Genomic DNA, 23,138 nt, shown 5'->3' with positions numbered 1-23,138 from the left:
TTTGGCTGTCGTTTTTCCATGATCATCCTTATTAGTGGCCCAAAAAAATGCTCGTGTGATAACAAAATGGTTTATAAAATAGAATTATTGGTTTAAATCATGCTCACATTAACAAAAATTTCGTCAATTTTTTACAGTTTAAGTCGTGATTTTATTGTAAAAATAGTGGTGTTACTGAAAATATCAAGCATATAATGCTTTGAAAAGGTGAAAATCTATCAATATTTTCAAATTATTAAATTGATTTATACAATAATCTTTGTTTAGTTTTTTAATGTTAATGGTATTTTGAAAATTAAATTTCATTAGCCATTGTGTTTATCTGAAATGCAAATTGTTAATTTGCTAAAAATTAGTTGGTATTTTCTATACCAATTCTAATTTTAAAATTAGCATGTTAATTTTTCATTGCTTTAAAATTAAGTTTACAAATTAAAACAAAAATTACTATTTTTTGCTAAATTTGATGGTAGTGTAAAAATCTATAACATTTAGTTCTACACTAAAAATCTGTATTAATGTCATGAAAAATTCTAAAAAAGCAATCAAAAATCCTATACTAGCAAAATTTGTGATCAAAATTCCTTTTTTAAAAAGTCTTTGATCACAAATTTTATTAAGTTGTGGCTTTATTCCTTAATACTATTTTATGTTACTATAATAAATTGTTATATTGTATAATTTTATAAAATGGATAGTAATTTGATGAATGATTTACTGTGGTTTTCTAAGCAAAATCATAATTTTATTGATAAGGAAATTGCTAAATTTTTGATTTCAAATATCACCAAAATTATGACTTTAAAATTAAGTATAATTGCTGAAAATGCTAATTGTTCAACAGCTTCGGTAATAAAATTTTGCAAAAAACTCGGTTTTAAAGGCCTAAAAGATCTATTGCCAGCGCTTGACCGTAATTATTCTTATATGCAAATTCAAAAAAGCCGTTTTTCGAACAACAAAATTGCCAGCAAAAATACAACAGTTAGCCTATATCATTCTCTTATTAGTAAAAATCTCGATAATCTTTACAAAATAAATCATGATTCTATTATAAAATTTGTTGCCTTGTTAAAGAAGGTGCGGCATATTATATTTTTTGGTAAGGGATCAAATTTAGAAATAATTCAGATTTTTGCTAATTATTTATCGAAATTACAATATTATGTTGATTATCATTATGACTTTGAAGTTCAACAGAAATGAGTAGAAAAATCTGTTGATTTTAGTGTTTGCGTTTTTTTTAGTTTTTCTGGTATGCATTTGGAGATAGATCGATTAGTTCAAACAATGAAATCTAAAAATTGTAATATTATTTCCTTTACTTCAAATTATGAAAGTAATTTATTCAAGCAATCCTCAATTAGTTTCTTAACTTTTAAAAATGAGGATGTTCTTGAAAAGCACACTTCAGCGCGTATTGCTTTTATTTATTTGATAATGCAAATTATTAATTTGCTTAAAAATTAGTCATCTATTAAAACAAAGTGGCATGTAAAACCTTTAGAATCGGGTCTGATGGCCTATCGATAGGCAAAATATCAAGCACTATCAAAAATAGGAGAAATAGGAAAAATAGGAAAAATAGGAAAAATAGGAAAAATAGGAAAAGCACAATTTACAGCAAAAGTGGCATTAACCAGTACAAATTTGATTACGACCCAAATTGGAGATTATGTCTTAAAATGAATTTTTGATTAACAGTTGAAAAATTTATAAACCTTCAAATACCAAAAAAATTTTTAAAAATTCCTATTTTAGGCAATACTTTATATTTTAAACTATTTTCATTTTTAGTTTTTAAATTTAATCCTGATAAAAAAACAATAAAACATTACTTTTTATTTGTAGTACTTTCTTTAATAAGTTATCCATCCCCTCTTTTTTTAGTTATAATAACATTGTTAATTACCGGTAATGCTGATTTTCTGAGGAATTTAGATTTAAAATTTTTTAATAATTATTTTATTCGTCATTTGATCGAAATAATTGGCTACTCACTTTTAATTGTGTCTTATTCGTATTTTTCAGGTTTTTTGCAAAAAATTTTTCATTTATACTTGGTAAAACAAGTTAAAAAAAATCTTGGCAAATTGGACACAAATAATAAATTCTCATTTTTAAACAATTTTAATTATACTAAACATTATGAATTTCTATGTCAACGAAAATTTTATATGGGTGTTGAAAAAGAGCATTGGTATAACCCAGAAAAAATAATTGAAAATATTTTTATTATTATCCAAAGTTGATGGTGAAAAGTTAATTGAAATTTACCAAAATATTTTGCACATATAATTTTAGAAGTTTTTTTGTTCAACACTACTGAATTTACAAATTCAAATATTTCTAAAAAAAACTGGAAAATCTTTTTATACGTTTATTTTACTTTTGTTTTTATACAACTTATATTAACTTGATATCCATTTTGAATAATATATTATTTTTTAAATGATACTAATAACGAAGCAAAACAATTATTACTGTCTGGTTTTTTTACTATAATTTTTGGTTTTCTCATGCTACCCACGGCGGCTTATCATCCTAAATTATGAATAACTTTTTGACTATTTGAGAAATAAATTTTTATTTTTTGATAGTATTATTAAAGGCAAAATGGTTGATTCTTAGGCTAGTTTAACTAGTTTATTAATTTAATTTAAGGAAATTTGTTTTATAAAAATGTATTTTTGATTGACTGTTGAAAAATTTATTAATTTGAAAATTCCTAGAGAATTTTCAAAAGTACCTATTTTAGGTAATATTTTGTATTTTAGGTTGTTCTTCTTTCTTGTATTCAAATTTAATCCTGATAAAAAAACAATCAAACACTTTGTTTTGCTATTCACACTGTTTTTAATAAGTTATCCAGTACCACTTTTTTTAGTTATTTTAGTACTAATTTTTACGCTTAAATTTGATTTTTTAATTCATTTTAATACAAAAGTTTTTGATAATTACTTTTTTCGACATTTTATCGAAGCAATTTTTTACTTGCCCCTGTTGTTGCCTTATTCATATTTGTGTAGTTTTTTCCAAAAAATTTTTAATTTTTACCTAGCGAAGAAATGTAAAAAAAATTTAGGTAAATTAGATACAAATAAACAATTTGATTTCTTAGCTAATTTTGATTTTAAAAAAAATTATAATCTTATAAAGAGAAAAAGCCCTTATATTTGAATCAACTTAAGAAAAAAAGATAGATATAACCCTGATAAAATCATTGAAAATATTTTTGTTATGATTGACGGTTTGTGATTAACTACTAGAGTATTTTTGCCTTCCTATTATTGAGATATATTTTTACACGTCTTCTCATTTAATACAAAAAGTCCTGATTTAAATCCTATTATTAAAAAACGGCAAGTTCGTTTCTTAATTATTTATCTATTTTCAGTTTTTATAAATTTTATTATGTTTTGATACTCGTTTTGAGTATTAACTTATTCTTTTAGTGTTACGATTTCAGCATTTGATGATTATCGCTTAATCATCAACCATATTGTTCTAGTTTTGGTTGCTATTTTTGTAGTGCCGTTTATTCTAGATGGGGTAATTAAATTTCTTGTATTTAAAATTTAATTTTAGTAAGGTTTTAAGAATCTTTTAATTTTAACTTTAAATTAGTAGAAAAATCTAGACAACTAGTTTTTATACTAGCTTAATTTTCGTTTTTATTTTTATCTGGTTCTTTTTCTTGTTGTTGTTCTAGTTCTTGCTTTCGTTGTTTAAGCTCCTCAAAAATAATTGCGGGGTCAATTCCAGATCTTCTAAGAACAGTCTCAATTATGTCTTGATAAACTCCACGATCATTTTCAGAAAGATCGTTAATTGTATATTTTCTTTTTGATTTGCGTGGAGATTTGTTTTTTCCACGAGTACTTATTGAACTTTTCATACCATTATTATAAAACTTTTTTTAAAATTAGTAGAAAAAATTCAAACAATTAGTTTATATACTAACATATTTAGTTTTTTTACTTTTTTTGAGAGGTTAAATTTAAAATAATAAAGATTAAGATTTTTGGTCAAAAGCACGGATTTACAGGTATTTTTTTGTGTATTTATATTGACTAAAAAGTGAATTTTTGCCATCGAACTATCAAACTCGGAACAAATTATTTATTGACAGACACTTTGATCTTAATGAAACTAAAATCTTATATTTATATTAGTTTAAATAAAAAACATCCATTTTTAGGATGTTTTTCTATTTTGCCTTTATTAATTAAGTAATTATTTTTTTCCTTTTGGCAATTTTTCTTAAAATTAGGAAAATAACTATTGTGAAAATTGCTCAAAGCATATGACGACGAAAACGGATTGATTCAATATTAATATTTTTACGGTAAACATGACCAAAAATTGCTTCAATATTTGATAAACGGCGACGAAGTGTTAAGTCATAAACAAGCATTAAAATAAAAAATCCACCAGTTGAGACCATACTTATAATAAATTCGGTTGAAAATTGAATATTTTTTTCTGGATAATATTTTAAAGTAATTCAATAAACTAAACCTAAAATTGCTGTTCCAAACAAACTAAAAGCCGCCAGTCAAATTGCATTTACTTCTTTTTGATTCAATTTTTTAACTAATCAAGGAATCATTGGCGGCATTTCAAGTCTGTGAGAATTATTTCTAAGCTGTGAGCGGAAATATTCAACAGATTTTTTAATTGCCCGATAGTCTAACATGGTTTTTACAAATAAAAATATTATAATTGCACCGATAATTCCGGGAATTATCAAAAGTGGTAAATATTTTTGCTCATAATTTCAACTTGGAATATACTCATAAACTCAAAGCAGTGAAACAGTTAGTATTGCTAAAAAAGCCAAGAGTCAAAAAAGTGCCTTTAGTGGTAAAAAAATTAATTCAAGCCCAAAAATTTTTCTCACTTCTTTTGAAATAAAAGCATTTGCCTCTTGTTGAAGGGCTTTTTGTTCCATTGCCTGATAATAATTTTCTTCCATTAAATGGTTTGAATAATTTTGCGAACTTTTATATTCTGGACGGTAATGATTTTTTTGGGCAAAATATTCATCTGAATCATCAAAATCTTCTTGAATATTAGGACGATTTTGTACGTTTTTATAGTACCTTGACTCACGATAGGCTGAATTTGTAAAACTAGGTCGTTTGTGGTAATTGCTGTTATTAAAGTTCTGTCTTTTTTTCATAATTTCACAAAAGTAGAAAAAACAAATATATTTTTCCTAAATTTTTCCCCTTTTGTAAAATTATACACTATTTTTCGTTAATGTTAGTTTTTAAAATTGCTAAAAATGCTTCTTGAGGAACATCAACAACTCCGAATGATTTCATTCGTTTTTTTCCGGCCTTTTGTTTTTCTAAAAGTTTTTTTCTTCTTGTAACATCACCACCATATAATTTGGCAGTAACATCTTTACGATAAGCCTTAATTGTTTCACGGGCAATAACTTTTGAACCAATAACGGCCTGAACTGGCACCTCAAATGAATGTCTTGGAATTATTTCTTTTAATTTTTGCGTTAAATCACGCGCTTTTGGATAAGAAAAATCTTTATGAACTATCATTGAAAGGGCATCGATTTTTTGACCATTAAGTAAAATATCTAACTTAACTAATTTTGAAGGTTGCAATCCAATTAGTTCATATTCAAAAGAAGCATAACCTTTTGAAAGTGATTTTAGTCGATCAAAAAAGTCAAAAATCACTTCAACTAAAGGTAATTTATAAATTAAACGGCGACGAAAATCATCAATATATTCAAGATCAACGTAAATTCCGCGGCGATCTTGACAAAGTCCCATAATTGCACCTAAAAATTCATCAGGAAGAAAAATTTTAGCCAAAATAAAAGGTTCCCTAATTTCGCTAATAAAATTAGGTTCAGGAAACAAGCTTGGATTAGAAATTTTTTGAATTTCACCGTTAGTTCGAGTTATTTCAAATTCTACAGAAGGTGCCGTGGCAATAATTCCGACATTAAATTCTCTTTCAAGCCGTTCTTGCAATATTTCCATATGTAAAAGGCCTAAAAACCCGATGCGAAAACCAAAACCTAGTGCTTTTGATGACTCTGGCTCATAAATTATTGACGAATCTGAAAGCGAAATTTTTTCAAGCGAGTCTTTTAAAAGATTATATTGTTGTGAATCAATCGGATAAAATCCTGTATACATCACCGGCACCATTTTTTTATAACCAGGAAGCGGCGAGTCGGCCGGATTTTCAACCAAAGTTATTGTATCACCAACATTAACATCTTTTGCATTACGGATTGAGGCGGCAATTCAGCCAACTTCGCCGGCAACTAGTTCATTTTTTTTGACCTGATTAGGATTAGAAATTCCTAGCTCAATTACGGAAAATTTTAAATTATTAGCCATAAATTTAAAAGTATTTCCGACACTAATTTTTCCAGTTACAACCCGAACAAAAATTACAACACCACGATAAATATCAAAATAAGAGTCAAAAACCAAAGCTTTTAAAGGATCTTTTTCGCTTGAATATTTAGGAGGTGGGATATATTTTACAATTGCCTCAAGAACATTTTCAATCCCAATGCCGTTTTTTGCCGAAATGAGAATTGCATTTTGAGCTGAAATTCCAATTGTTGACTCAATTTCTTGCTTAACTTTTTCAACATTTGCCGAAGGCAAGTCAATTTTATTGATAATTGGAATTATTTCTAAATTATTCTCAAGGGCTAAATAAACATTTGCTAAAGTTTGGGCTTGAATTCCTTGACTTGCATCAACTAAAAGCAGCGCACCTTCGGTTGCAGCAAGTGAACGGGAAACCTCATAAGTAAAATCGACATGTCCTGGGGTGTCAATTAGGTGAAAAATATAAGAATTATAACGTATTTGAACAGCATTTAGTTTGATTGTGATCCCTCGTTCTTTTTCAAGGTCCATCGAATCAAGATGCTGATCTTTTAATTCACGCTTTGAAACCGTGTTTGTAAACTCAAGAATTCGGTCGGCTAGAGTGGATTTTCCGTGATCAATATGAGCAATTATTGCAAAATTGCGAATTTTTGTATTTTCCATTTAGCTTCGCGAAACGACTTCCTGGATATTATTTCCACTTCCAGCAAAATGAAAAACAATAAAAATAATTATTAAAGCTAGAACAGCAACCAGAGTAAAAAGAAGCAAAAATAGGGCTATTTTTTTACCGTACTTAATTTCTTTTAGTTTTTGTAAAACAACATTGCCATATATTACTTGATTTGCAGTCTTGTACTTAAAATTACCTTTTTTTCGTTTTTTTTTGAACATTTACAACCTTTTTAGGCAATATAATCTTTTAGAACTTTTGAAGGTTTGAATCTTATTGTTGTTTTAGCTTCGACTGTAATCTGACTTTTGGTGAGCGGATTAAAAGATGAAGAGGCAGGTTTAAAAACTCCTTGGAATGTTCCAAAAGAATTTATAACCAATTTGCCTTGTTTTTTTACAACATCAGCTGTTATTCCAAAAAATTGATTTAAAACAAGCTCAACATTTTTCACAGGCAAATTTGTTTCGGTAGCAATTTGTTCGATTAGTTCTTTTTTGTTCATTTTTTGTGCTCCATTCTTATTAAATCGCTTTAATTTTAACTTATTTTACCACTTTTTTTTATATTTTTATAAATAATTTTTATTGGACAGCCAAAAAAATCAAAATATTTTCGAATTTGGTTATCAATATAGCGCTGATATGAAAAATGAACCAAATTTTTATCAGTTACAAAAAAGACAAAACTCGGAATTTTAGCGCTAATTTGGCTAATAAAATTAAAAAATACCTTTTTTCCATTGACATTTGGGTGGGGTTGAATTAGCTGAATTTCCATTAAAAATTGATTTAAGTGGTTTGTTGGTATTTTTTTTGTTAAATTTTTTTTAGTTTCAAAAATTTGTTCAGCAAGTTTATGGATTTTTTCACCGGTTTTTGCTGAAATAAAAACTATTGGTGCTCAATCGAGAAATTTAAATTTTTCACGTACTTTTTTAACAAATTGCTGTTGAGTTAAGGTATTTTTCTCGATCAAGTCTCATTTATTAATAACAATTATAATCGGTTTGTTTCTTTCTCAGGCATATCCAGCAATTCTAAGGTCAAAATGATGAATATCTTGGGTAGCATCAATTAAAATCAAACTAAGATCAGCGTCATCCAAAGACCGAAAAGCCCGTATAAGTGCATAAAAATCGACAGATTCTACTAGTTTAGATTTTTTTTTGATTCCGGCTGTGTCAATTATTTCAAAAGTCTGGCCTTCTAATTTTCACAGTCCAGAAATCGAATCACGCGTAGTCCCGGGAATGTCAGAAATTATTGAACGATTTTGGCCTAAAATTCGATTTAAAAGGCTAGACTTTCCGGCATTAGGTCTGCCGATGATTGCTAATTTAAAAAAAGATTGCTGGTTTTTGGAAGTTTTTTCAAAATTGCTGACTAAAAAATCAAGTAAATCGCCAACACCTTGACCATGCAGGGCTGAAATTCCAAAAATTTTTTCAAATCCAAGTTCATAAATACTTGGATCAAAATTTTTGGAATTATCAAGCTTATTTGCCACTAAAATTATCTTTTTTTGCGATTTTCGCAATAAATTCAGGACAAAATGGTCTTCAGAGTCAATTCCGGCTGTTCCGTCAAGCACTCAAATTAAAATTTGGGCCTCTTCAATTGCGATTTGAAGTTGAATTCTGATTAGCTCTTGAAAATTTTTGGTTTCAATTTGAATTCCACCTGTGTCAATTAAGGTAAAATCCTTGCTATTTCAGCGCGCATTTTCGTAAATTCGGTCTCTTGTAACACCAGGGGTTGGATCGGTAATTGAAATTTTTTTTCCAACTATTCGATTAAAAAGCGTTGATTTTCCGACATTTGCTTTGCCAACAAGGGCGACTAAGTTTTTCATAATTAAAATAAAAAAAGAAATTAATTTTCCAGTTGCGAAATTTTTCTCAGGACTAATTTGGAAATTTGCTCGACAATTTCATCTTGATTAAAATTGGTTGTGTCAATAAAAATTGAATCAATCGTTTTTTTTAGTGGATTAATTTTTCGTGACATATCAAGATAGTCCCGGCGCTCGATTGATTTTAGAACTTCGGGAAAATTTGTTTCCAAATTTAAACAAGCATTTTGCTTTAAGCGCCTTTTTGCGCGCGTTTGGGCATCACCTCAAAGAAAAATTTTTAAATCTGCATCTGGCATAATATTATAAGTTGTATCGCGACCTTCAACGACAATTCCTTTGTTATTTCTTTGAAAATCGTGTAAAAGTTGGGTAATATCAGCGCGAATTTTGCCATACTGAGCGATTATTGCCGCATTTTTTGAAATTAAATCATCACGTAGCAATTCAGTTACATTTTGATTTTCAAGCCAAACATCACCTTTTTCGTCAAGTAACAAAACATTAGGATCTCATTTTTTTGTTACTTGAGTCTCTTTTTCAGCATTAATTTTGTGATTTTGGCAAAATAAGGCAACTGCACGATAAAGTGCGCCTGTATTTATAAATAAATAATTAAATTTTAGTGCTATTTGTTTGGCAATACTAGATTTTCCAACCCCTGAAGGTCCGTCAATTGCAATATTTATTTTTTTAAAAGACATATAAAATTGATTCCCTAAACAATTTATTTGAAATTATAAATTGTTTTTTAAATTATTGAAACTCTTTTAGCCATTTTGCTTTGACTTTATCTTTTATTTGGCTAAAAACTTGGTTGAGTTCGTTTTTTTGCCTGCTGTTAAATTCAGGAACATAAAAAACTAATTTTACCCGTAAATCACCGATTATTCTCTGATTTTGGGGATCAGGCGCGCCTGCGCGGGCAATAATTACGGTCTGACCTGACTTATAATGACTATAAAGTTGGAAAGTTTTCATTCCAGTTGGACTAGGAACCTCAACTTTATTTTCATTAATGATATCAACTATCGAAACTGGCATCTCTACATGAATATCATTTCCTGATCTTGAAAAGTATTTGTGCGGGCGAACATTAATTTCGATATTTAGATCGCCAGAAGGTCCACCTTTGTGACCAGGGCCACCAAATCCTGCAACCCGAATGAACATTCCGTCTCTAATTCCGGCAGGAATTGAAATTTCAATTTCTTCTTTGGTTTCAATTATTGTTTTTCCACGGCACTTTTTGCAACTTTTTGTAACAGTTTTTCCGCTACCTGAACACACCGAGCAAGTTGTTTGGTTTTGCATACGACCAAATCCGGGAATGTTAATAATTTCGTTTTGAACTCCTTGTCCATGACAGTTGGAGCAAGTTTTTATGTCTGAGTCAGAATTTGCCCCTGTACCTTTACACTGATCACACTGGGAATATTTAGTAAGTTTTTGGCTGACTTTTGTCCCTAAAATTGACTCAATAAAGCTAATATAAATTCGGGCGGTTAAATTTTCACCTTTTAAAGGTCCGCTATATTTTTGACTTCGTCGCGAAGAACCAAACCCAAAACCGGAAGTAAAACTTGAAAAAATATCAGCAAAATCAAAACCGCCAAATCCAGAGAAACCACCACCGGCTTGTTGATCAAATGCCGAATGGCCATAACGGTCATACTGACTTCTTTTTGAATCATCAGAAAGAATTTCATATGCTTCTTGAATTTCTTTGAATTTTTCTTCAGCTTGTTTTTGTTCTTCGGGTGATTTTTTTGTGTTTTTATCAGGGTGGTAAATATTAACTAAGTTTCGATAGGCTTTTTTAATATCAGATAATGTTGCGTTTTTGTCAATTCCTAAAGTTTTATAGTAATCTTGTTTCGCCATAAAATTGACATTTCCTTTTTTAAATTTAAAAACTTTTTTATTATTTTGGGAAAAATAATAAAAATTTAAGACTTTTTAAAGCAAAAGTCTTAAATATTAATATAAAAAAGACACACCGCCAAAAAGCAAGTGTGTTTTTTATAAATTTTAGGTTTTAATTTTGTTTGATTTCAGCATCAATTGTGTTTGAATCTGAATCAGTTTCACTTGCACTGTTAGCTTGTTGAGCGCTTGCTTGGGCAAAAGCTTGGGCTGCTTGCTCAATTTGGTCTAATTTTGTTTTTAGTTCGTCAATTTTTTCTTCTTTTAAAAGATCTTTGAGTTCTTGAATTTGTTTTTCAAGAAGTTCTTTTTGTTTAGGGTCAATTTTTTCACCTTGATCAGTTATTGATTTTTCAAGTTGATTAATAAGACCTTCGGCACGAACTGTTGTTTCAATTTTATCTTTTTTGATTGCATCAGCTTCACGATTTTCTTCGGCTTCTTGAATCATTCTGTTAATTTCTTCTTCAGATAAAGTTGATGTATTTTTAATTGTAATTGTCTGTTCTTTTCCAGTTTTTTTATCTTTTGCTGAAACAGTTGTAATTCCGTTAACGTCAATTGAAAAACTAACTTCAATTTGTGGAAGACCACGAGGAGCAGGCTCGATTCCTGAAAGATTAAAGCGACCTAACATTTTGTTATCAGCAGCAAGTTGTCTTTCACCTTGAACTACAGAAATTGTAACTTCGGTTTGATTGTCCTCGGCTGTTGAGAAAATTTGTGATTTTGTTACCGGAATTGTTGTATTTCTTGGAATTAACGGGGTTGAAACTCCACCTAAGGTTTCAATTCCTAAAGTTAAAGGAGTAACGTCCAATAATAAAACATCACTAATTTCACCAGCAAGAACTCCACCTTGAATCGCAGCACCAATTGCAACAACTTCATCAGGATTTATTGAACGATTTGGCTTTTTATTTAAAGTGTGCTCAATCATTGTCTGAACAGCTGGCATACGTGTTGATCCACCAACAAGAAGAACCTCGTCAAGCTCACTTGCTTCAATTTTTGCTTGTTTTAAGGCATCAACGATTGGTTTTCTTGTGCGGTCAATTAGGTGAGCTGTCATTTTTTCAAAGTCTGATCTTTTTAGTTCAAGTTCAACGTTAATTGGACCATTTTTTCCTAGACCTAAAAATGGTAAGGAAATTGTTGAAACACTTTGATTTGATAGGTTAATTTTGGTTTTTTCAGCTTCTTCTTTTAGACGAGTAAGTGCCATTTTGTCACTTTTTGCATCAAAATCGTACTCTTCTTTAATTCTTTTAACCATTCAGTCAACAATTTGATTATCTCAGTCATCACCACCTAAATGGTTATCACCACTTGTTGATAAAACTTCAAAAGTTCCGTTAGATAATTCAAGAACTGAAACGTCAAAAGTTCCACCACCTAAGTCATAAACAAGCACTTTCATTTCTTTTTCAGTTTTATCAAGGCCAAATGCAAGTGCGGCAGCTGTTGGTTCGTTAATTATTCTTTCAACTTCTAATCCTGCAATTTTTCCGGCATTTTTTGTCGCTTCACGTTGAGCATTATCAAAATAAGCAGGAACTGTGATAACAGCTTTTGAAACTTTGTGACCAATCTTTTTTTCAGCATATTCTTTTAAATATGCAAGAATTTTTGCTGAAATTTCTTCAGGTTTATAGTCTCTTTGGTTAGCACGAACAGTTTTATCGCTACCCATTAATCTTTTAACAGATGCAATTGCTTCAGGGTTGGTTTCTAACTGACGTTTTGCAGCATCACCAACAATTTCCTCACCATTTTTAAAGGCAACAACAGAAGGAGTTGTTCTTTTTCCGTTAGGATTTTCAAGAACAACTGGTTTTTGATTTTCAATAATTGCAACAACTGAGTTTGTTGTTCCTAAGTCAATACCTAAAATTATTTCTTTTGCCATATTATGTTTTCCTTTCATTTAAAAAAATAAAAAATATTTGTCTTTTTTTCTATGACAACAAATAGTATAACATATTTTTTGGCACTCACAAGCAAAAAGTGCTAATTTTTTTTAAAGAAATAAAAAAGGCAATAAATTCAAGGGTTTTTTGAACTTAAATTAAAAATTTTAAAGTTCTTTTAGTTGACTTTCGATGTTTTTTTCAACTTTTTTCATCGCTTTTATTTTATAAATTCCGATAAAAAAAGAAACTAAAAAAACTATTGCAATTACAGCTGACAATAATGCTATTGCAAGTCAAGTTGCCTCGACAAATTCGGTTCGAAATCCTTCATCGCCATTAACTTGAAGTATATAATAAGTCAACAAGCCGATAAAAACAAGTAAAAAGGTGAAAAAAAGCGCTAAAAAAATTTTGCTAACTTTTTTGATTTGTTTTATTTTAGGTTCTGCCGTTCTTTTATAGGATTCAAAATCCATATTCTTCCTCCAAGTAATCCAATAGTTTAAATAATAATTATATCAAATTTTTACTAAATCATAACAGTATTTCAAAAATTAATTATAATTTTATTATTAAAGGACGCTTATGGAAAATTTTGACCAACTAATTAAGAGTACAAATCTGCCTAAAAAAACAGGTGTTTACCGTTTTTATGATGAAAATAGTTCACTTTTATATGTTGGAAAAGCAAAAAATTTGCACTCAAGAGTCAATCAATATGCAAAAGGGTCAACAAATTCTTATAAAACTTTTTTGTTAATACAAAAAATTAGGAAAATTGAATATGACATTGTTGCCAACGAAAAAGAAGCGCTAATCCTTGAAAAAGAATATATTAGCAAATATCAGCCAATTTATAATATCAAACTAAAAGATGACTCAGGATATCCTTATATAAAATTAGAATTAATTAAGCAATTAAAAATTACCCTTGTTTATAAGGTTCCTAGAAGAAAAAATGATCCAAATGTCTTTTATTATGGACCTTTTCCAAGTAAAAAATACGCTTTTGCCTTAAAAAAATTTCTTGAAAGCGAAACTTTATATGAAAAAGGTGAAAAATCCTCTAATCAAGATGTAGAATTTTATCGACAAAAGTTCCTTATTTGCAAAAATTTGCTGCAAAAAAGGAACGAAATCGCACTTCTTGAGGAAAAATTTGAAGCTGCTAAACAAAATTTTCACTTTGAACTGGCACAAGAATATTTTAATGTTATTAGCGGACTGAAAAATGCAAGAAGTCAAGAGCAAAATATTGACCTAAATAACGCAGAAAATCTCGATTTTCTTTGCTTTTCTAGTCTTGATTCTAACTCTTTGGTTGTCAGTTTTGCCTTTTACCGAAATGGTATTTTTCTGTCAAACAAACATTTTCATGTCGAAATTGTTCTAAATACTTACGAAACTTTAGTTAATTTTTTAAATTCGTACTATAAAAATCATATTTCTCCTGATAAATTAATAGTTGATTTTAGCTTTGATAAATATTTTGATTTTTTTGACAGCAAAATTAAGCTAAAAATTGCAAAAAGCAAACAATATAAGCAAATTTTGGACAATTTAAAGGAAAATCACTTTGATTTTATCGCTGGCAATGCTAAAAATCAAAATAAAGTCCAAAATTTTGAAATTTTGGAATTAATTAAGCAAAACCTCAAAATAAAAAGTGCCAACAAAATAATGGCAATAGACAATTCTTTTTTAACATTTGTCCAAAGTGTTGAAAAAACTGCCCAAAAAACAGAAAAAAATTTCCCAACAACCGGAATTATTTTCTACATCGATGGATCATATGAGCCTAGTTATAGTCGTTTTTTTAATTTTTCTGGGTCTAAAAAGGGCGACACGAACTATATGAAACAAGGCTTTGAAAAGTACTTTAGAATTGAAAACTCCCTTAAACCCGATCTAATTTTGGTTGATGGCGCAAGTAATCAAGTCAATGTGATTACAAGTGTTTTAGAAAACATCGGAATTCAGGCACCTATTTTTGGACTTGTTAAAAATAAAAAGCACAAAACTAGCCATGTAATTGACCAAAAAGGAAAAATTGTAAAACTTGACCAAAAAGTATTTAATTTTTTTCAAAATGTACAAGAAAAAGTTGATATGTTTGTAAAATCAAAAATGAAAAGAAATACACTAAAAAGTCTCTTGCATGAATAAAATAATTTAAAATTTTTAAAAATTAAAAAAATTTAAATTTATGGTTTTTTGCTTTTAGGTTTGTCCTGAGTTTGACAGTTTGATGGCAAAAACTCACTTTTTAGTGAATCTAAATATGAAAAAATACCGGTAAATCCGGTTTTTTGACGCTAAAATCTTAAGTTTTATTGTTTTAAAATTAACATTTTGCAAAAAAAAATGCTTGGTCTAAAATAAAATTATGTTATAATAATTAACACTTAAGAATAATTAATAAATTTTGATATTGAATTAAGCGGGAATTAGATATGTTTTTTGTTTAAAAAAATCAGCAAACACGAATTTTCCATCATGTTTTTAAATATGATGGAATGCCATAAATTTAACCGTTTAGAAATCTACAAATTTATGGCTTTTAGTTATTGTTCTTTCAAAACTTCATATATTTTTTTAGGCTCAATGTAAATAAAATGAGTTTTCTATTTACATTGAGTTTAAATAGTAGTTGTATTTTTTTATGATTTTTTATTTTTAAGTTTGTCTAATATGTGATTAAAATCTAAAGTATTTTCTGATTTTTTATCTCTTTTTTCGATGAAACCGTTATTTTTGGTTAGCTCAATTTTGGTATTATATTCAATAGTTAATTCAGAAATAACCTCAAAAACATAGTCAATTAGCTTTTTAAAATAATCTGACTGGTTAGTTTGGTCTAATTTATCAAGAAATTCCTGTGGTAAAATTTTAGCAAAAAAAGACTTAAGCACATCTAGAACCTTGGTGTTGTTAAGGTTTTTGTCAATAAACTTATACAAAATTGGTTTTAATTTTTGGGAATTATTAGACAATAAATTAAAAATTATGCTGTATAAATCGGGACTATTTTGATATTTATAATTATTAATCAAAAAAACATCGTCCATAATTGCGCTAATCAAATCATTTAATTCTTTAAAGTTGTCTTGAGCCAGAAAATCTGAAAAAGACTCAAAAATTAAATTTAAAGACTGATAATTCTCAGAATTTTTGTCAAGAATAAAACTTAAATTAATTTTTGAAATAAATGGTAAAAATTTACCAAGCAAAGACTTAACAGAATCTAGTTGTTTAGCAGAAGGTGAAAAAGAGATAATATCTTGGAAAAGATTATAAATATTTGCCTTATCTTTGATAAAATCACTAACTTTATTGGTTAAATTAGAAATAATATTCGAAAAGAAAGAAAAGTCGGACTGATTATTGCTTACACCACTTTTTATTCCAAAAATAACTTCGTTAGCTAACAAGTCAATTAAATTTTTGAAAGTTTTAGTATTAACTATTATGTCGCTAACACTTGTAATCAAAGTTATAAGCGAATTTATGTCTTCTTTTTCAATGTTAAAGCCAAATTGACTTGATAAAGTCTCAAAAATTGCACTCAAAAAATTAGGTCTTTTAAGAGCTTCTATTACAAAATGTTTAATAAAAGTTACTGATTTATTGTAATTATTTGAATTTTGTAAAAATAAATACAGAACTTGACTAAAAGATTTAGCTGATGTATAATTTTGATTATTTTTTATTAGTTCTGTAAAAATAAAGGTGACAAATTTTTGAACTGAATTGAATTGAAATACTTCTTTTATTATTTGCTGAATATTTTCTTGAGTTGAAATTAAGCTAACTAATAATTTAGAAATTTCCGGTTGGTTAAATAGTAAATTATAAAATAAATTAACTGTTTTAGTGTGGTGGCTCTGAACATATTCGCTAGACAAAATTTCCTTTAAAAGTCCAAGAATATTTTCCTGAGAAAGTGATTTTTTTTTCAAAAAACTCAATAAATCAGGGGATGTTTTTGTTTGGTCTGAAGCGGATAAGTCAGAACTTTCTTGGTCTAAATTCTCGTCAGATTCATTTTGTTCAACATTTTGGATAGCAGAATTTGCAATAAATTCTTGAGCATACTGTGTTAAATTTGTGAAAAACTCACTTTTTAAAATTACTTCAACAACGTTATTGAATGCTTCAAAATTTGGTTGAGATCTATTGGAAAAAGTGTTAATTAAATCTTTAAATACGTTGACAATATCGCTCTGTTCTGAATCAAAAAAGCCGACAAATTGAGTCAAAGCACTGGCATAATTTGCTGATTCTGGCTGCTGAAATGAAATTGTATGCAGATCTTTAATGCTTTTTTCTTCGAAACTAGAATTTTCATTAATAAAATTTTGAAGCGAACCATTGACAGTGATTTTTTCTAAAATTTCCCTGTTAGAGCCGAAATCTAGTTGCTGAGAGTCAAAATTATTAGCTGAAAAATTAGTTAGTAAAATTTCATCGTTTTCATCGCGTTTTATAGATTTATTAAGACTTTTTGGGGATAAAGCTAATGAAATAATTAAATTTTGGGCAATTTGTTTGTTAGCTTTTATTTGAGGTCTGAAATCTAAATCTGTATCAAAAAACGGGTCTGATTTTCCGTCTCAAGATTTTTCGAAAAATGGATTTATGAAATTAACGTCCATTTGTTGTGAGACTTCTTTTATTTCATCATTTAGACGACTTACTGAAAGTAAATTAGGTTCAAATTCTAGCAAATAATTTTTAAGCAAATCATTTAAAAATTTATCAATTTTTGCATGTTCATTATAATATCCAATTAAATTTATGTAAGTGTCAGGATTAATATTTTTAATTAAAGTTATTAACCTTTTCAAGTTATGTTTAATTTTTGTAAATGCGTAATTAATATTTGTTGTTATTGTCTCGTATGAATTTTGGGATGTATTACCTGAAAGAACATTGTCAAAAAAAGTGCTATTAAATGTATTAAGAAAGTCCTTAAAACCAATTGAAATTGTAATTAAATTAGCGTTTCGGATTTCGCTTCTTAAGTTTGAAAAATCGCCACTAAAATTTTCAAATACAGAGCGAATTGTGTCGGCAAAATTTGAAGAATTGTAAGTTTGAGCCCTTAAATTAACAAGATTTTCATCACTTATAATATTATTTTTTGGATCTAGAAGATAAATTCAATCTAGAATTGAGGAATTATTTAGCGCTAAATTTTTAAAAGATTTTACAGAATTAGGTTGAATACTTTGGGCAAAATTGGCAAAAAAAGCAGGAAAAGAGATCCCGCTAATAGAACCGTCAGTCATTTTTCCACGCCCATCAAGATTGCTTTCTCAGTCAAAACCTGAGCTAAGCGAATCACCTAGAGCTAAATATTTTAATTCTTTTAACAACCCAGTTTCTGATTTTTTCAACAAATTTGGCGATAAATGAGTGTTTTTTGCACTAAAAACAACTGCGCTTGAAATAATTCCAGCGTATAAGAGAAATGGTGTGGATGTTTGAAAGAGAATTTTTAAAGCTTTTTTCATTAGACCAAACCTCAATATTTAAAGATAAATTATACCACATGAGCGCTAAAAACGTATGTTTTTCACTTAATAATGCAATTTTAATGATTTTTTGAAAAAAGGGAAAAATTAAGGATTTACTAAGGAAAAAGTTTCTCCTTTGTTTTCAAAAATTATTTTATCATCAAGTAATTTTTGAAAACATTGATCTAAATAGTCCCGAGTCTTTTTCTTTAGAAAAGAAAAATCGGTTACTTCGAGAATTAATGAATATATATCCTCTTTTGAAATTGATTTAGTTTTTTGAATTATTGTTATAATCAAATCCTTAATTTCAAAATAATGTATTTCCCTTATTGGTCTTTTTGGTTCAAGGAAAAAATTATATTTTGTTACATTTTTTAAAAAATAATGCGACGGACTTTCAAAAATAACGTTGTTTTCTATAAAATTATGTGCAATTTTCACACTTTTTGCTTTTATAGAGTTGGTAATTTTTGAATTTCCGCTTAATCAAAGGACAATTTTTTGGTGTTCTAGCTTACTGAGAATTTTAACTCTTTTAAAAATTTCCTCAAAAAAAGAATATTCAGTCTTAGTTTGATTTCATAAGTCAGTCAAATTTTCATCCGTAAATAAAAATCTTTTTTCAAAAAAGGATCTAAAATCAATTGGTTGTCTTTTTTTAACAATAGCTAATGGGGCGCTAAGTTGTTCAGCTGTTTTTGGCGGTAAATCAGAAGGATTTTCTTCAACACCCAGCGGTTTTTCTTCTTGAGATTTAAGTTTTTTTATTATTTCTTTTATTTTTTTAAGTTGACTGCCTCTATTTTGGAATCAATCTAGCGATCAAATTCTAAGGATATTTCAACCTCGAGACATTAGGACATTTTTTCATAAAATTTCACGATCACGGGCGTTTTTATGTTTTAAATAACCAGACCCATCACATTGAATTCCAAGTAAATAACTGTTTTCATTTTGTGGATTTAAAACTGCTAAATCGATTTTGTAATCTGAATATCCGACGTTTTTTACAACTTTTAGACCCATATTTGTTAGTTCTTTGTAGACAGAGTCTTCAAAACTTACTTGTGAATCTGAGGTATTCTCAGGTTTGTTTTCTACAAACAAATTATGTTTGGCAATTTCTAGATATTTTTTAAGAAAACTTGCACCACGTGTGCGGACTTTTTCTAAATCAATTTGCTCAGGATCAAGTGATGTAACCATTATTGTTGAATATTTTGCACGAGTAAAGGCAACATTTAGACGTCTATAACCATTTTTTTGGTTAATGGCTCCAAAATGAAGTGAAACTTTGTTTTGCTCATTAGGACCAAAATTTAATGAAAAAATGATTATATCGCGCTCGTCACCTTGAACTGATTCAATATTTTTGACAAAAATTTCGGTAGATGATTCATCGGTAAAAAATTGGGCAAAATAAGGCTTATTTGCTTTAAATTTTTCTAATTTTGATTGAATGAGGTTTCGCTGTACCGAATTAGTTGTAACAATTCCTATCGAAAATTTGTTTTGATATTTTGTAAGAATTTGGTCTAGTATTTCAATAACAGTATCTGCTTCTTTTTCATTTCTTCGCTCTTTATAAAGCGCATTTTCAACTTTTACAAGCTTAATACCTTGTAAATCATGAGGTTTTTGACTTGTTGGAAAAGTGACTAAATCATTATTATAAATTTCAATGTTAGAAGGTTGAATCAATTCTTCAAACTTTGAGCGATAATGTCATGTTAGTCTGTAAGATTTTAAAAATGTTTGACTGACATCAAGAATTGAGAGATAATCTGAAACATTAAAGTCCGTAAAATCAGATTCTTCATCCTCGCTTTCAGGAATTGTGTCAAAAAAATTTGTTGGGGGCATTTGTTCTTTGTCACCAGCAATTATATATTGTTTTGCGCGCACAATTGCTCCAATTGCGCTTTCAGGTTTTACTTGTGAAGCCTCATCAAAAATAACAAGATCAAATTCCATATCACTATTTTTAATGTAGGAACTTACTGAGAGCGGCGACATCATCAAACAAGGCTTTAATTTTCTTAATAAATTCGGAATTCTGACAAAAAGTTCGTGAAACGGCATTAAACGTCGAGATTTATTAGCTTCTTGTCTTAAAATTCTAATTTCTGGTGTATATTCTGAAACTGAATCGATTTGGGGAATTTTTTCAAGAAGAATGGCGTCAACTCTTTTTGCCGACAGCAAATCTAATTTTTCTTGGGCAAGCTCAAATTTATTTTGATTTGAACTTAGTGTTTGTCAGTCATAATTATGAAATTCAGTGCTAATTATTTGATCTATTAAAATTTTGTAAAATTTTTTTGCAAAAGTTTTATAAAAATCAATTTCTAAGTTTGCCTCAATCGCTTTATTTATAAAATCGTCAATTCCAAAATCAGATAAAAGGGAAATATTAGCGTTAATTTGGGCAATTTCATGAATTTTGTCGATTTTATATAGTTTTGTCTGAAGATTGTTTTCAAATCTTTTCTTTTCTAAAAAGTTAAAATTAACCTCTTTTGAATCAAATTCAAGCGAAAATTTTCGCCAAATATCAACAAATTGACTGGCAGGTTCAAATAATTTTTTATTCAAAAGCTCTCTTGTATATTTTGAATCAAGGAAAAAATCAACAAATTGCTTGTCTTGAACTTTTATTTTTGTTGTATCATTCAAGATTTTTAACTTTTTATAAAACTTTAATTGATAAAAATTTGACTGGATTTGGCTAGGATTTGTTTCACCAGGTTTGAACAAAAGGGTTGAAAGCCATTTTTCAAGCGAGATTTTTTTGTTTTTTAAGGTAATAATTTCTGATGAGTTTTCAAGAAAAGTTGTGTCAGAAAAATCTTTCTTAAAATACGGAGTTAATTTTTGTTTAATTTTTTTGTATCTAAAGTCTAAAAATTTAAGTTTTTTATTGAGATGATCTTCAATAATTTGACAACACTCTTTGATAGGAACGTCTAAAGGAATTTGCTTAAAATGAACGTAAAGTTTTTTTTCTAAGTCTGAAATTTCTGACTGGATTTGCAAAATTTGTGAATATTTTTGAATTTCTTGGGACAAGTTTTGCAACTTTTCGAGCTCAGCTAAATCAATTTTTTCTAAGTTATTTAAAATTTTTAAAAAATCAAACAAGTAAAGAATGTTATTTAAATGTTGATCTGGATGCATCAAGAAAAAATTAAACTCTTTGATGTTATTGAAAATAGTATGACTTAAATTTGTCAAGCTTAAAATTCATGTTTTAAATTTGTCTTTTTTGAATTCGTCAATAGTTTTTTGACTAAAACCATATCAAGGGTGTTTTTTTAAATTAAAGTTGATAGTTTTTATTTTCTGAAATAGATCACTAAGCCCTCATTCAATTTTTTGAAGGGCAAAATAGTCAATTTTTTTTAGCTTTTCTTCTGAAATTGAAAATTCAAAATTTGGAATATCAATCAAATTTTGATATTCAGCAATTAAATCATAAACACTTTTTTGTAACGGAGGACGAATTTGAGTAAGTTTTTCACCGTAATTATTCAGTTTTTGGCGTAGTTCAATATAATTATTTTCAATTAAAGCAGACTCTGAAGCATTCAGTAATATTGAATTAGCCCCTTTTTCGAGCGTGCTTAAAAGATTGTCAACTACATCTTTTTTATTAATATTTTCGTTGTGAATTGCTATAACCGAATCAGATAGTCCAATTTTTTTAAGGTTTGAATAAACAACATTAAGTGCGGCTAGTTTTTCTGAAACAAATAAAACTGTTTTATTTCTGGCTAAAAATTCATTAATTATATTAGTGATTGTTTGGGACTTTCCGGTTCCAGGAGGACCATCGAGAATGAAATTTTCACCACGAATTGCGGCCTGAATTGCTTTTTCCTGAGATGAATCGGCTGGCAAAATGTGAAAATAATCTGATGGAGCAAGATCATTATTAGAACTAGAACTGACGACAGTATCTTGATTATTTTCACCGATAGGGGCAACAGAATTATTTGGTTTTGGGGTAGAATTTCCAATTATTTCATTATAAAAAGGATTATTAATTATTTTTTCTTCATTTTCAACTAAGTCAGTGTAAATTTCAATTTTACTATAATCAAAAAGACTCAATTGAATTGAGCGAATTATTTCTCAATTTGAATTAGTGTTATTTTTGTGAAATAATTTTTCAAAATTTAGAAAATTTTCCCTAATTGAGAGTGTTGTATCGATTTTAAATTTAGATAATTGGCTATCCAAGTTTAAAATTTGCAATTTTTTAAGAAGAGTTAAATTTATGGTTAATGATGAATTATCAAGAAATTCAAGTCAATATTTTTCTTTTCCTTGTTCTAACATTCGGCTAAGTTGCGCAGGAAATAAAAAAATAGGACTATAATAAGGGGTTTTTTCATCATCCTTTTCAAATCATTTCAAAAATCCAATACCAAGATAAAGAATGTTTATCGCTTTTTCTTCTTTAAAATTTTTGAACTTTGAGTACAAATTTTTAATAATTAAATTCTCTTGCTCAACGGGAAAGTCTGATATTATCAAATTCGAGATGTTTTTAGTGTTTATTAATTGATCTTGAATTTCTTCTAGACTTAGAGGTGTAAAATTTTTAGGCTTTGATTTTGAAGCTGATTGCTTTTTAGCCTTTTTTTCGGGATAACGAAAAAATATTTTTGCCTTAGCCTCGACAACATTATCAAGAAAATCATTAAAATTAGGCAATAAAATTCCGAGTTTTATGGACCTTGTTTTTGTTGGGATGTTTAAATTAAAATTGATTAATCGATTTCTTTTGGAAACATCAAGCAATTTATTTTGTCATTTTTTTAGATCTTCACGAACACTGTCAACTTCCATATTTCCCTTA

The 23,138-nt window shown here is 28.4% G+C and carries 16 protein-coding genes; 4 read left to right on the top strand and 12 right to left on the bottom strand.

What is annotated here, in order from left to right:
• The first annotated feature begins 705 nt into the window (after positions 1-705).
• The 3 genes from V3255_RS00460 (at position 706) to V3255_RS00450 (ending at position 3,582) form a co-directional block, all read left to right on the top strand.
• A complete protein-coding gene (locus tag V3255_RS00460) occupies positions 706-1,470 on the top strand; it encodes a MurR/RpiR family transcriptional regulator (RefSeq protein WP_332976683.1) in 765 nt (254 codons plus the stop codon).
• A 215-nt stretch (positions 1,471-1,685) separates the two neighbouring features.
• Positions 1,686-2,582 carry a hypothetical protein gene (locus V3255_RS00455; protein WP_333503439.1) on the top strand — a complete coding sequence of 299 codons (897 nt, stop codon included), beginning with the start codon at positions 1,686-1,688 and terminating at the stop codon, positions 2,580-2,582.
• Positions 2,583-2,682: 100 nt separating this feature from the next.
• Positions 2,683-3,582 (top strand): hypothetical protein, encoded by a 900-nt coding sequence (locus tag V3255_RS00450; RefSeq protein WP_341516262.1) that lies wholly within the window; start codon positions 2,683-2,685, stop codon positions 3,580-3,582.
• Between the two features lie 79 nt (positions 3,583-3,661).
• On the opposite strand, the gene V3255_RS00445 is transcribed toward V3255_RS00450, so the two are convergent.
• The 10 genes from V3255_RS00445 to V3255_RS00400 form a co-directional block, all read right to left on the bottom strand.
• On the bottom strand, positions 3,662-3,898 hold the full coding sequence (locus V3255_RS00445; RefSeq protein ID WP_333503441.1) for a hypothetical protein: 237 nt from the start codon (positions 3,896-3,898) through the stop codon (positions 3,662-3,664).
• 330 nt (positions 3,899-4,228) lie between these two features.
• Positions 4,229-5,185: an MSC_0882 family membrane protein gene (locus V3255_RS00440; RefSeq protein ID WP_333503443.1), complete on the bottom strand. Its 957-nt coding sequence runs from the start codon at positions 5,183-5,185 to the stop codon at positions 4,229-4,231.
• Positions 5,186-5,252: 67 nt separating this feature from the next.
• The gene (lepA, locus tag V3255_RS00435; protein ID WP_044284079.1) at positions 5,253-7,049 is read right to left on the bottom strand and encodes a translation elongation factor 4; all 1,797 of its coding nucleotides are present in this window, start codon (positions 7,047-7,049) and stop codon (positions 5,253-5,255) included.
• Complete coding sequence (locus tag V3255_RS00430; RefSeq protein WP_069099100.1) at positions 7,050-7,280, bottom strand: hypothetical protein; 231 nt, start codon at positions 7,278-7,280, stop codon at positions 7,050-7,052.
• An 11-nt stretch (positions 7,281-7,291) separates the two neighbouring features.
• Complete coding sequence (locus V3255_RS00425) at positions 7,292-7,564, bottom strand: HU family DNA-binding protein (protein WP_069099101.1); 273 nt, start codon at positions 7,562-7,564, stop codon at positions 7,292-7,294.
• 35 nt (positions 7,565-7,599) lie between these two features.
• On the bottom strand, positions 7,600-8,913 hold the full coding sequence (der, locus tag V3255_RS00420) for a ribosome biogenesis GTPase Der (protein WP_129644639.1): 1,314 nt from the start codon (positions 8,911-8,913) through the stop codon (positions 7,600-7,602).
• Positions 8,914-8,933: 20 nt separating this feature from the next.
• On the bottom strand, positions 8,934-9,617 hold the full coding sequence (gene cmk / locus V3255_RS00415; protein ID WP_303536162.1) for a (d)CMP kinase: 684 nt from the start codon (positions 9,615-9,617) through the stop codon (positions 8,934-8,936).
• Positions 9,618-9,669: 52 nt separating this feature from the next.
• Entirely contained in the window at positions 9,670-10,797 is a 1,128-nt protein-coding gene (locus V3255_RS00410) for a DnaJ C-terminal domain-containing protein (protein WP_337903083.1), read from the bottom strand.
• 154 nt (positions 10,798-10,951) lie between these two features.
• Positions 10,952-12,748 carry a molecular chaperone DnaK gene (gene dnaK, locus V3255_RS00405; protein ID WP_044284084.1) on the bottom strand — a complete coding sequence of 599 codons (1,797 nt, stop codon included), beginning with the start codon at positions 12,746-12,748 and terminating at the stop codon, positions 10,952-10,954.
• Between the two features lie 168 nt (positions 12,749-12,916).
• Positions 12,917-13,228 (bottom strand): hypothetical protein, encoded by a 312-nt coding sequence (locus V3255_RS00400; RefSeq protein ID WP_044284085.1) that lies wholly within the window; start codon positions 13,226-13,228, stop codon positions 12,917-12,919.
• A gap of 109 nt (positions 13,229-13,337) precedes the next feature.
• On the opposite strand from V3255_RS00400, the gene V3255_RS00395 reads away from it, so the two are divergent.
• Entirely contained in the window at positions 13,338-14,918 is a 1,581-nt protein-coding gene (locus V3255_RS00395; RefSeq protein ID WP_333503449.1) for a GIY-YIG nuclease family protein, read from the top strand.
• 494 nt (positions 14,919-15,412) lie between these two features.
• Here V3255_RS00395 and V3255_RS00390 read toward each other — a convergent pair whose 3' ends face one another.
• Positions 15,413-18,268, bottom strand: a complete 2,856-nt coding sequence (locus V3255_RS00390) for an SGNH/GDSL hydrolase family protein (protein ID WP_341516261.1) — start codon at positions 18,266-18,268, stop codon at positions 15,413-15,415.
• Between the two features lie 108 nt (positions 18,269-18,376).
• Positions 18,377-23,128, bottom strand: a complete 4,752-nt coding sequence (locus V3255_RS00385) for a DUF4011 domain-containing protein (protein WP_337898599.1) — start codon at positions 23,126-23,128, stop codon at positions 18,377-18,379.
• Between the last annotated feature and the right edge of the window lie 10 nt (positions 23,129-23,138).

The organism is Mesomycoplasma ovipneumoniae, from assembly GCF_038095975.1.
Taxonomy (GTDB): Bacteria; Bacillota_I; Bacilli_A; order Mycoplasmatales; family Metamycoplasmataceae; genus Mesomycoplasma; species Mesomycoplasma ovipneumoniae_C.
This window is presented reverse-complemented; position numbering and strand designations above follow the sequence as displayed.